General features: G+C 38.4%; 5 protein-coding genes. 1 reads left to right on the plus strand and 4 read right to left on the minus strand.

What is annotated here, in order from left to right; translation table 11 throughout:
• Positions 1-414: 414 nt before the first annotated feature.
• Both ACP6PL_RS26460 and ACP6PL_RS26465 read right to left on the minus strand, forming a co-directional pair.
• Positions 415-2,421 carry a diguanylate cyclase gene (locus ACP6PL_RS26460; protein ID WP_426548323.1) on the minus strand — a complete coding sequence of 669 codons (2,007 nt, stop codon included), beginning with the start codon at positions 2,419-2,421 and terminating at the stop codon, positions 415-417.
• 194 nt (positions 2,422-2,615) lie between these two features.
• On the minus strand, positions 2,616-4,262 hold the full coding sequence (locus ACP6PL_RS26465) for an ABC transporter permease (RefSeq protein WP_426548324.1): 1,647 nt from the start codon (positions 4,260-4,262) through the stop codon (positions 2,616-2,618).
• 375 nt (positions 4,263-4,637) lie between these two features.
• Here ACP6PL_RS26465 and ACP6PL_RS26470 point away from each other — a divergent pair, with 375 nt between their 5' ends.
• Positions 4,638-5,774, plus strand: coding sequence for an ABC transporter ATP-binding protein (locus tag ACP6PL_RS26470; protein ID WP_426548325.1), 1,137 nt, complete (start codon positions 4,638-4,640; stop codon positions 5,772-5,774).
• A 368-nt stretch (positions 5,775-6,142) separates the two neighbouring features.
• Here ACP6PL_RS26470 and ACP6PL_RS26475 read toward each other — a convergent pair whose 3' ends face one another.
• Both ACP6PL_RS26475 and ACP6PL_RS26480 read right to left on the minus strand, forming a co-directional pair.
• Entirely contained in the window at positions 6,143-7,192 is a 1,050-nt protein-coding gene (locus tag ACP6PL_RS26475) for a Fe(3+) ABC transporter substrate-binding protein (protein ID WP_426548326.1), read from the minus strand.
• A gap of 927 nt (positions 7,193-8,119) precedes the next feature.
• A partial coding sequence (locus ACP6PL_RS26480; RefSeq protein ID WP_426548327.1) for a DUF7507 domain-containing protein occupies positions 8,120-12,147 on the minus strand: 4,028 nt, incomplete at its 5' end.

A 12,147-nucleotide genomic window follows, 5' to 3' on the forward strand; every position in this document is an offset into this window, starting at 1 on the left:
GTAAAATCTTTTTATCGTCCTTATTATTCGTAACATTCTTTTTTCAAAATGGTATTAATGTTTGCTACCAAAGATTGATGGGGAGATGGGGAGATTCATATATTTGCAAAATTTTTTGTATTTCATATTAATATCTTCTTAAGGCTAAAGCCCTACTACTCGACATAATATAAATCCTATAAAAAAACCGGTTTCTCTGGTCAAAAAACAGACTAACTACAATAAAATTTGAGCGTAAAACTATTTCTGCTGAATGCAAACTTTGTAGGTAATATCCTTAAATAATTCCCACATTCAAACTTTCAAGCATTTTTCTGCCCAGAAATTTTGTAAGTCCCATTAATTGAATTTAATTTGATATTTATTGATTACACCCAAACTAGGAGAATATTAAATTATAAAATTCAAGGATATTTACTGCTCTAATTGATACAAAATCACTCGATTACGTCCGGCTTTTTTCGCTCGATATAAAGCTTTATCCGCCCGTTGAATAATTTCTTCTTTTGTGCTTCCATGTAAAGGAAAACAAGCAACTCCCAAAGAAACAGTTATGGATTGCAGAATTTTACCCTGATTTTTTAAGGATAATTCCCTTACTTCTGAACAAATATTTTCCGCCCTTTGTTTAGCAATACCTAAAGGAGTATTTATTAAAATTAAAGTCATTTCTTCTCCACCGTAACGACAAGCAATATCATATCCTCTAACTTTTTGTTGTAAAAATCTCCCTAGTTCTCGGAGTACCATATCTCCAACATCGTGACCATAAATATCGTTAAATTGTTTAAAGTGATCGACATCTACCATGATGACACTTAAAGGTTGTTGATTGCGTTTAGCTTTTATAATTTCTTGCTTGAGAGATTCATCTAAATAACGTCGATTAAATAAACCTGTTAAGGCATCGCGAATACTATCATTTCTTAATTTTTCTCTCAGTTTTAGGTTGTAAAGTGCTAAAGAAATTTGTCCAGCTACAGTATGAGCGAAATGTTTTTGATGGTGACTAATTTTTTCTGGAAATTCTGTTCGCAGATAAAACAAGCCCCAAATTTGATCTTGATTTAATAGAGGAATACAAATAGTTGTGGTAGGTTCATATTCCTGATCGACATGATCACAAAATAATCCTGGTTGAGCATTGCTAGCAATATGACTTTGTCCTCGTCGCAATGCCCAACAATCACTAAATTCTATTAAAGTTTCACTATCTGCTAGATTACCATAATAACTGACACTTTTCAACTTACCATTACGCTCATCTTTCAATAACACACTGCTAGAAAACTCTGGAAATAATTTTTTGAGAAACTCTCTGAGGAATTCATGAGCGTCTTCAATTTTTTCACACGCTTGTAAAAATTCTATCATCTGGTTAATAGTTGAGATTTCATAGTTGCGTTGCTCTAGTTTATTTACTGATTCTTGCAAACGCTGTACCTGTTCTTCCAGACGACTATTGTTACGATGCAAGGTTTCAATTTTTTCAGTCTGTAGCTCTTGCATTTCCTGTCGCAATGTATGAATTACTCCGCATATATCTACAGGATTGAGATTTTGCAATAGGCTACTTTGAGTTATAATACCTAGCATTTTGCCATTATTATCGCATACAACTAATCGTCGTACTCGCAAGTTTTGCATTTTTTGGTGAGCTTGCCATAAACTATCCACAGGTCTCAAAGTAGATAAAGGTGTACTCATAATGTCTGAGGCTTTGAATTGACTGAAATTTAAGCCTAGTGCTTGAAATTGCACAATATCTTTTTCTGTGACAATTCCAACTGGATGTAATATCTGTTGTTGATCTGAGTAAACTATGACTATACAACTAACTCGATACTTTGCCATTTGTTCAGTTAGAGTAAGTACATATGAATTAGGTGAACTATGAATGACATGAGTATTCATTACTTCCTCAATTTCTCTGTGTTTTAGGAGGTCAAATAATTTTAGGGAATTGCAAAGACTTGTGGAAGTAATCAACCCTAGTAATTCCTTGGTCTCGGATAATACTGGTAGATGACGAATTTTATGCTCCTGAAAATAGTTGATAATGGTATAAATATCTTGTATTTGTGAATCAACTATTGTGATTAATTTATTAGTCATCACATCTTTAATTTTGACATCCTCTACCTGAACTTTTTCGGCAATTAATCGAACTATATCACGCTCAGTTAGTATTCCTAAGAGTTGATTATTTTCAACTACTAATAAGCAACTCGAACGACTTTTTAGATCGATACCTTGATTTGATTCTATGACTGAATCTACCTCCATATTTTGTTGTTTTTTTGGTTGACTGAGGTAATATATTGCTTCTGTCAGTAAAATATCTGGACTAACCGTTAGAGGATGAGGATCGATGGCAGTCTCAATTGTAAAATTTGATAATATATTTGTGTTAAGAGACATTACTTATAACCAATATAAAATTTATATATATAAGATAGAATAAATTTCATAAATAGGCGAGTTTGAATTGTAATAAAATATTACTGAAAAATGTATTTATTACTAATTATTACTATAATTAAATCAATATTAAGCGCTATAATGTACAAGTATCATTCTACCACTTGATAACCATAAAGAAATTGTTAATAATTTTAATATTGGCGCGATTTGGCAATCCTTAAGCTAAGTATGATTACTGGTATTATTCCTACTAATACAATTGCTAAAGCTGGACCTGCTGCTTCAGTTAATCTCTCATCAGCAGCCAAATTATAAACCCTAATTGCTAAGGTATCAAAATTAAATGGACGAATTACCATTGTTGCTGGTAACTCTTTCATTACATCTACAAATGTCAACATTGCTCCTGTTAATAACCCACCCCACATCATCGGTACATGAACTTTAATTAAGGTTTTAGTAGGGCTATAACCTAAGCTCCGAGAAGCATCATCTAAACTTGGTTGAATTTTTACTAAACTTGACTCAACAGCGCCAAATGCTACTGCCATAAATCTGACTAAATAAGCAAACACTAATGCTGTAATAGTGCCACTAAATAATAAACCAGTTGAGATGCCAAACATGGAACGCATAAAACTATCAATGGCATTATCAACTGTACCTATAGGAATCAAAATTCCTACGGCAATAACTGAACCCGGTACAGCATAACCCATTGCTGCAATACGGGTTGAGAGACGCATTCCCAAATTTCGATTTAGACGTACTCCATAAGCCATAATGAGAGCGATCGCCACTCCTAAAACAGCGGTAATTGCTGCCAAGGTCAAACTATGGGAAGCATAATCCCAAAACCGACCCCGGAAGCTTGCTCCACTCTCAGCAATAGTCATTTGTAGTAATAATCCTCCTGGCAAGAGAAAACCTAAAAAAACTGGCAGTAAACAAGCAATAAAAGCACCCAATTTCCTGATTCCAGTTAAGTGAAATTGTTGTAAGTGTTGCTGTTGACTGCTAGTTTGATAATATTTGGCTTGCCGACGCGACCACAATTCGAGCAAAATTAACCATAAAATAAATAATAGTAATACTGCTGCTAACTGTGCTGCTGCTACTCTTTCCCCCATACCGAACCAAGTACGATAAATCCCAGTTGTAAATGTATCAACTCCAAAATATTGCACCGTACCGAAATCATTCAGGGTTTCCATTAGCGCTAGAGCTAAACCTGTAATTATTGCTGGTCTTGCCAGGGGAAGAGCTACTGTGAAAAAACTCCGCCAAGGGTTTGCCCCTAGAGAACGACTTGCTTCTAAAGTACAAGTTGATTGTTCTAAAAAGGCGACTCGCGTTAGAAGATAAACGTAGGGGTATAAAGTTAGGGTTAATAGGGCGATCGCTCCACCAATAGAACGAATTTCTGGGAACCAATAATCGTTTACACTCGTCCAACCAAATATTTCTCGCAACCATGTTTGTACGGGGCCATAAAATTCTAGGAGTTCTGTATAGGTATAAGCAAGAATATAGGCGGGAACTGCTAAGGGTAATAACATTGCCCATTCAAATATGCGAGTCCCAGGAAAACGGCACATTGTGATTAACCATGCTCCTCCTACTCCGATGACTGAGACTCCACAACCTACTCCTACCATTAATATAAAGGAGTTGAGGAGATAACGAGGTAAAACTGTAGAGGCTAAGTGACTCCATATCTCTCCTGTATCTGAGAAAATACTGCTCAGGACAAATATTACTGGAGCTGAGATGAGGGAGGCGATCGCTACAACAAATATTGTCCAAGCATCCCAGTTGAGACGGTTAATTTTTTTCATATTATTAAACGTTTTAATTTTAGATATTAGAAAAGTTTAGATAAACTTTAATGAGAATATTTTCTAAAAAGTAGGTTAAGATAATTTAAGAATAAATAATGTTCTAGACGACTTTGAGAACTATAACGTAAATTCTCAAATTCTCTTTAAAACTGGGTTTTTGGCATGACGGTTGTTAGTCCCACAATGTTTGTTCATAAACCCAGTTTTTTGACAAAGAAAACCTCTCCCCCAACCCCTCTCCTGCAAGGAGAGGGGCTAGATTTTCCCCATTCTCTTGCAGGGAAGGGGGTTGGGGGGTTAGGTTTCTCAACCCACATTTTCAAGCTAGACGCGCTAGGACTGATAACTGAAATAAGGGAGGTTAAGAAATAAATGGCCCAATCGGTAATTCTCCATCTGGAGAGTGTCAACAAGCAATTTTCTCGCACTACTACCCCTGCGGTGCAAAATGTAAATTTAACACTGTACCAGGGAGATATACTGGGGTTATTGGGGCCTTCAGGTTGCGGTAAAACAACTTTATTGAGAATAATTGCTGGATTTGAGCAACCACAGTCAGGCATTGTTACTATTAATGGGCAAGTAGTTGCTGGTAGACATGATTGGGTAGTACCAGAAAAACGTAATGTTGGTATGGTATTTCAAGATTATGCTTTATTTCCCCATCTGACTGTAGCTAAAAATATTGCTTTCGGATTACATAATTCTGGCAAAAAGTCAACTACACAAATTAATCATCAGGTAGGGGATGTTCTAGAATTAGTCGGTTTGTCTGGTCTAGAAAATCGTTATCCCCATGAATTGTCTGGAGGTCAGCAGCAACGGGTAGCTTTGGCGCGTGCTTTGGCACCAAGTCCAGCTTTGGTATTATTGGATGAACCTTTGAGTAATTTGGATGTACAGGTGAGGATTAGATTACGCCAAGAGTTACGGGATATTCTTAAAAGTGCTGGTACTTCGGGAATTATTGTCACCCACGATCAGGAGGAAGCGATGGCTATTTCTGACAGGGTAGCAGTGATGCGAGGTGGATGTGTGGAACAATTTGGTACACCAGAGGATATTTATACTGAACCTGCTTCTAAGTTTGTGGCGGAGTTTGTGACTCAGGCTAATTTTGTGCCTGCACGTCGTCATAACCAGGTTTGGGAAACAGAGTTAGGTGCTTTTGAGTTGACAAATAATAATGTGTTTTGTGGGGAAATTGGTAGTTTGGATGAATTTGATAATGTTGAATTGATGATCCGTCAGGAAGATTTGATGTTAAAAGCTGATGATGAGGGGTCTATGGTGATTCGCGATCGCCAGTTTTTGGGTAGAGAGTTCCGTTATTGTTTACAAACTGAGTCTGGAAAAGAATTAATTGCTCGTACTACTCCACAAATAGCATTGCCAATTGGAATTCAAGTCAAGGTATCTGTTGTTGAAGATAATTTGCGAGTTTTTCCGGTAATTCCTGGAGAAAAGTATGCACAATATTCTGAGCTAGTCGGAAGTAGGAATTTTTGATCTGGGTGGGAGTTTGGTTATGAAATCCCTACTAAGCGATAAAAAAGTTTTTGTTTGTAGTTGGGCTTTAGCCCCACAGTATAGATATATGGGCTAAAGCCCAACTACAAGCTCTAATTATAAGTATTTAACCAGACATGATATTATGCAGAAACTGGGTTTATCGACAAATTTGTGATATAGAATCGGGATTCCACTGCGTTCCTGTCGCAATGACTTAGCTATGGTAATTATCCGGATTCTATATGAGAAAGAAAAAATTAGGGCAATAAACCCGGTTTCTTGTTTGGGTGTGTAAGTCCCGATCAATACTCAAACTCAGTTAGGGATTACTTCTGAATTCAGAATTCTAAATTCAGAATTCTAAACTATTTCCAACCCACACGATCCATTAATTTAATCGCTTCAGGGTTCAACTTACCATAAATAGAAACATTAGTAGGATCGCTCTTGAAATCACCAAAGCTTGCCAAAACGCTAGCAACAGGTACGCCTGCAACTACAGGATATTCGTTATTCCCCTCAGAGTAGATTTTTTGAGCTTCTGGACTAGCTAAATGTTCCAGAAACTTAATTGCACCCTCTTTATTGGGAGCAGTTTTAACTACCCCACCACCACTAATATTAACGTGGGCACCGCGACCATTTTGGTTTGGGAAAAATATACCTACTTTCTCTGCAACTGCTTTATCTTCTGCTTTGGTAGACCTTTTCAAACGCGCCAAATAGTAGCTATTAGCAATACCAACATCACCAATACCAGCAGCAACAGCTTTTATTTGAGCAGTGTCATTTCCTTCTGGAGGTCTGGCAAAATTACTAACAAACCCTTTTGCCCAACTTTCTGTCGGTGACGTTCCCAGAATTTCAATTAAAGATGCTACTAAAGATTGGTTGTAAATATTGCTAGAGGAGCGGATTACAATTTTACCTTTCCATTTGTCTGTAGCTAAATCTTCATAAGTTGATAGCTCAGAGGGTTGAACTTTATCTTTGTTATACATGATTACCCGTGCCCGTCTGGAGAAACCAAACCATAAATTTTCCGGACTGCGGAGGTTAGCGGGAATTTTACTTTCGAGAATAGAAGAAGAAGCTGGTTGTAAGATTCCTTGTTCTTGGGCACGCCACAAATTCCCTGCATCAACTGTGATGAAGATATCTGCGGGACTGTTGGCTCCTTCACTTTTGATTCGTTCGATTAACTCCTCTCCCTTACCTTCAATTAGGTTGACTTTGATACCAGTTTTTTTTGTGAAACTGTCGTAAAGAACTTGGTCTGTGTCGTAGTGACGGGAAGAATATAGATTAATTGCACCACTTTGGGCTAATCCTCGGTTGCTTTTTCCTAGTTCGGCAAGTGCCACAGTTGCCATTGCTGTACCTGTTCCTAGAAATAATCGTCTAGTAATTTTCATTTTTAATTTTCTCCTTATTTGTTTTTGATAAGCAGGTATAGGTAATTTCCTAATACTGGCTGATTAATTTTAATTGTATTGCCATTTATTCTTAATAAATTTACTCCTTTATTGGGATTAATTTATAGAAAATTAGGCTCTACTGCTGAAAGCCTGTGATTATTTGACCTGATTTTGTCTATAGAGTAGTGACTTTCACAATTGATAAATTGTTTCTGGACACTAACTGATTTAACTCAGAAATTTTATTGCAGCATAATTAAATATATTTGTCAAGCATTTTTTGATAAATTATATTAAATCTGCTTACTTTGGAGTTTGGAGATTTTAAAAGAGGCAAAAACTCCAATTTTGCTAGGGGTTTAGTGACCAAATCTGTACAAAGCATAAATTGTAGCGATATTACCCGAAAAGATGCGGTTTTCATTTAGGTAGACGACAGTAGGGACATTCCATGGAACGTCCCTACAAGGTTTTGGTTATGACTATGTGGTTTATTAGAAGGCTGTATATCAATTACTAATATCATGTTCGGATAATTACTTACAATAAAGTTTTTGTTTGTAGTTGGGCTTTAGCCCTTACAATACTTAGTATTTGGGCTAAAGCCCAAATACGAGCCTAATTATAAGTGTTCTACCGAACATGATATAATATCATGTCCGGATAATCAGTGATAGAACTCCGTTCCGCTGACGCGATCAAAAAAGTTTTTGTTTGTAGTAGGGCTTCAGCCCGATACATACCTAGGGCTAAAGCTTTACTAAAAACTTTAATTATAACTATTCAACCGGAAATGATATAACGCCAAAAAAAAGAGTTTCACAGAGATAATTTCTGTGAAACTCTTAAATTAATTCAACTATTTACTTGACTTTAACTACTAGATTTGCTATTGCCAATCTCTAGAAAGTCTATCCAAGAAAATTAGATGTAGTAGTCAGGGTTAACATAGTTACTCAAATCTTCATCAATGAGACCATTGACCTCAACAGTACCTAAATTCTGGTAGAAACCAGCTTCGGTAGTTTCAATATCGTGTACCTCTAATGTTTTGAGCTTGAATCGGTCTTCAGGAGTGTCGTCGGAGATCGCAGCAGCGACAACAAGTATATTACCACTCACTTCACCATTATTGATATCTGCCCAACGTTCATGTGCACTGTGGGTATAATTGTCTTCTGTGAATTCAAGACTGTCTAAGAAACTCTGGTCTAAGAAGTTGTGGTTATTGAACGCATCTTCCTTGTTACCTACCCAATAAGTGATGTCACTATCAGCTCCAACAGAATCTAGGAATGCGCGATCAACAACAATCTCTTTAGAGAATTCAAGTAAGACGAAGTTATCTTGATATACATTATCAATACGATGCAGTCCGTGAGTTCCGTCACCTTCTGAGTTATCAGTGACTCCTAGTCCACTAGAGAAAGCACCTAAATAGGCTTCTTGGAAAACTCCATGTGGATCGCTACTGAAAGCACTAGCGTTGACAGAGACATCACCAGCATCGAAGGTACGAATATTACCATTTTGACCATCTAAAGGACTATTGCCTGTTAAATTAAAGGTGTAGCTTTCGCCCCCTATAACTGTTGTCAGGTCTTGAGCTGTTCCTGTCTCTTGGTAAACCCAGGTCTCACCAGGAGCTAAGATGTCATCTCCATCTGCTTGGTTACTGATGTGGGTAATTGTGCCTTCCTGGTCATCAGTCACCTGAATATCAGCTTTATCGAAAGGTACATTACCAGTGTTAGTTACTTCATAAGTCCAAGTAACAGGATGATGAGGCTCAATAACTGCTGCATCCTCTACAGTATCAGCATTTTCCCCGTTGGTGAATTTCTCAATGTCAATACCAGGATTTTGAGGCTCTGCTTCAGGATTAGTGTAACCACTTTGATCTTCATCAGTTACAGAGCCAGCAGTTACAGTTCCAATGTTGACGTAATTGCCGATAGTTGTTTCACCAGGTATAGAAATATCAAGGTTTTTCAACTTGAAGGAATCGTTATGGTAATCATCATCGTCACGAGCAGCAATAACTACGGTATTACCTGTTAACTCATCAGCATTAAAGTCAGCCCAGCGATCGTAGGAACCACCATAGTTATTTTCCTTGGTGAAGCCATCTAAGATACCGTTCTCAAAATCTGCAGCTGATATCTCTTCATTGCTATCACCAATCCAGATTGAGATATCGCTATCATGCTCGACATACTTCAGGAATGCTTTATCAACGGTAACATCTTGGTCGAACTCAAAGAGGATATAGTCGATGCTGCCACCATTATCTACTCGGTGACCGGAACCACTTTCATTCTGGTTGGTAACTCCTAAACCGCCACCATAAGCACCAAGGAAAGCTGTTCGCCAGCCTTGATGTGAATTGAAACTGAAAGCACTCACATCTACTGATACACCATCTTGAGTAAAGTGACGGGTATTTCCAGCAGGACCAGTTGTGTAACTATTACCTGTGAGGGTGAAGTGGATGTCTTGAGCACTGGTAGTAGTCGTCAAGTTTTGAGCAATTCCTGTCTGCTCATAAATCCAAGTTTCACCAGGAGCTAAGATGTTATCTTCGTCTCCTTGGTTAGTGATGTTGGTAATTGTGCCTTCTTGGTCATCAGTTACTTCAACTTCACTTTCGTCGAAAGGTACATCACCAGTGTTTGTTACTTCATAAGTCCAAGTAACTGTCTCACCAGCAGCAATTTCTACTGCTTCCTCTATGGTGTCAGCATCTACGCCGTTGGTTGACTTTTCAATGTCAATACCAGGATTTTGAGGTTCGGGTTCCCCTTCAGGGTTGGTGTAACTACTTGGATCTTGGTCGCTAACAGAACCAGCGGTTACAGTTCCAATATTGACGTAATTGTCGATCGTTGTTTCACCAGGTACAGAAATATCAAGTTTTTTGAACTTGAAAGCATCATTGTACTGATCTGGATTTGCAGCAATTATGAAGGTATCACCAGTTAACTCATCAGCATTAAAGTTAGCCCAGCGTTTGTAGTCATGACCACCATTACCACCATTGTTATTTTCCTTGGTGAAGCTATTTAAGATACTGTCATCTAAAAGTGAGATATCTTCTGTACGATCGCCGACCCAGATTGAAATATCGCTATCATGCTCAATATAATCAAGGAGTGCGCGATCTGGAGTTACTGATTTGTCAAACTCAAAGACGATATAATCGACGCTACCACCATTATCTACTCGGTGACCGGAACCACCTTCATTCTGGTTGGTAACACCTAAGCCGCCACCAAAAGCACCAAGAAAAGCTTTTCGCCAGCCTTGATGTGAATTGAAACTGAAAGCACTGACATCTACTGATACACCATCTTGAGTAAAGTTACGGGTATTTCCAGCAGGACCAGTTGTGTAACTATTACCTGTGAGGTGGAAGGTGATGTCTTCGGAAGTGGTAGTAGTGCTTAAGTCTTGAGCAATTCCTATCTCTTGGTAAATCCAGGTTTCACCAGGTTCTAAGACATTATCTTGATTTCCATTGATTTTCTCAGCAATATTGGTAATTAGACCTTCTTGGTCGTCAGTGACCACAACTTCACTTTCGTCAAAGGATTCATCACCAGTATTTGTTACTTCATAAGTCCAAGTAACTGTTTCACCAGCAGCAATTTCTACTGCTTCCGCTACAGTGTCAGCATCTACACCGTTAGTGAACTTCTCAATCTCGATGTCAGGATTTTGAGGTTCGGGGTTAACATAGTGGCTAGGATCGGAATCTTCGACATCATCAGCTACAACTGTACCGATATTTTTATAGATACCGTCAGCTATGCTGTCAAAATCCAACCCAGAGATAGCACCGCTACCAACAAGGTCAACTTCTATCTTGACAACATCATTGTCATTGATGTTTAAAGTTTGGAGGCTACCATCACCAGGAGCAGGAATTGCAGTAGTAGTTACATTTCCATCAGCATCAGTAGTGAAAACTTGACCGCCCGCTTCCTCAATATCTACGAAGTTAATAGAATTAACATCAACTGGGTTATCCAAGTCAAAGGTAATTACCCCACCACCAGCATTGTCATCAGGATCGGAACTATCACCGTCTTCGGAAATGATTAAGATGTTGCCTTCACTATTTGTTGCTAAATCACCATCTCCACCAGTTGGGTTAGCACTGTCAAATATCATGGCTTCATTTGAGCCACCAGTTGCAGAGATAGTCACACCGAGAGCGGAATATTCTGTGTCAATGACTGTTCCTAGTGGTAAAGGATTACCTTCAGCGTCAGTTTCAAAATCAATAACGTTGTTAGTAACAGTAGATAAATCTTGAGCGATTCCTTCCTGCTGGTAAACCCAAGTTTCACCAGGGTCTAAGATGTTATCTTGATTTCCATTGATTTTTTCAATGATGTTGGTAATTATTCCTTCTTGATCGTCAGTGACCACAACTTCACTTTCGTCGAAGGATACATCACCAGTATTGGTTACTTCATAAGTCCAAGTAACTGTATCACCAGCAGCGATTTCTGGTGCTAAATCTGGGGTGTCAGCATCTACGTCGTTGGTTGACTTTTCGATTTCGATACCAGGATTTTCAGGAGCGTCATAACCGAAGTCTTGGTCTAGATTATCTTCCCCTTGTGCTAATTCCACCATGGAACCATTGTCTAAAGTTCCATCAGGGTCAGCAGTTTGGTCTAAACCATCTAGAGCACCGTTGTTGTTGAGGACTTCTACTTGATAGTTTCCGGCATCTAAACCATCAAACAGATACTTACCATCTGCATCAGTAGTTTCAGTGCCGATAACTACATCATCATCTGTACCGAATACTCCGTCATCTCCTTTGTCGGTTAGTCGGACTTCTACTCCAGAGATTCCTGCTTCTCCATCGTCTTGGTCTCCGTCGGCGTTGTCATCTCGGAAGATTGTGTCACCGATAGAACCTGTGGGAGCGTCATAAC

Origin of the sequence: Dapis purpurea BLCC-M126 (genome assembly GCF_050015975.1) — a bacterium.
GTDB lineage: Bacteria > Cyanobacteriota > Cyanobacteriia > Cyanobacteriales > Microcoleaceae > Trichodesmium.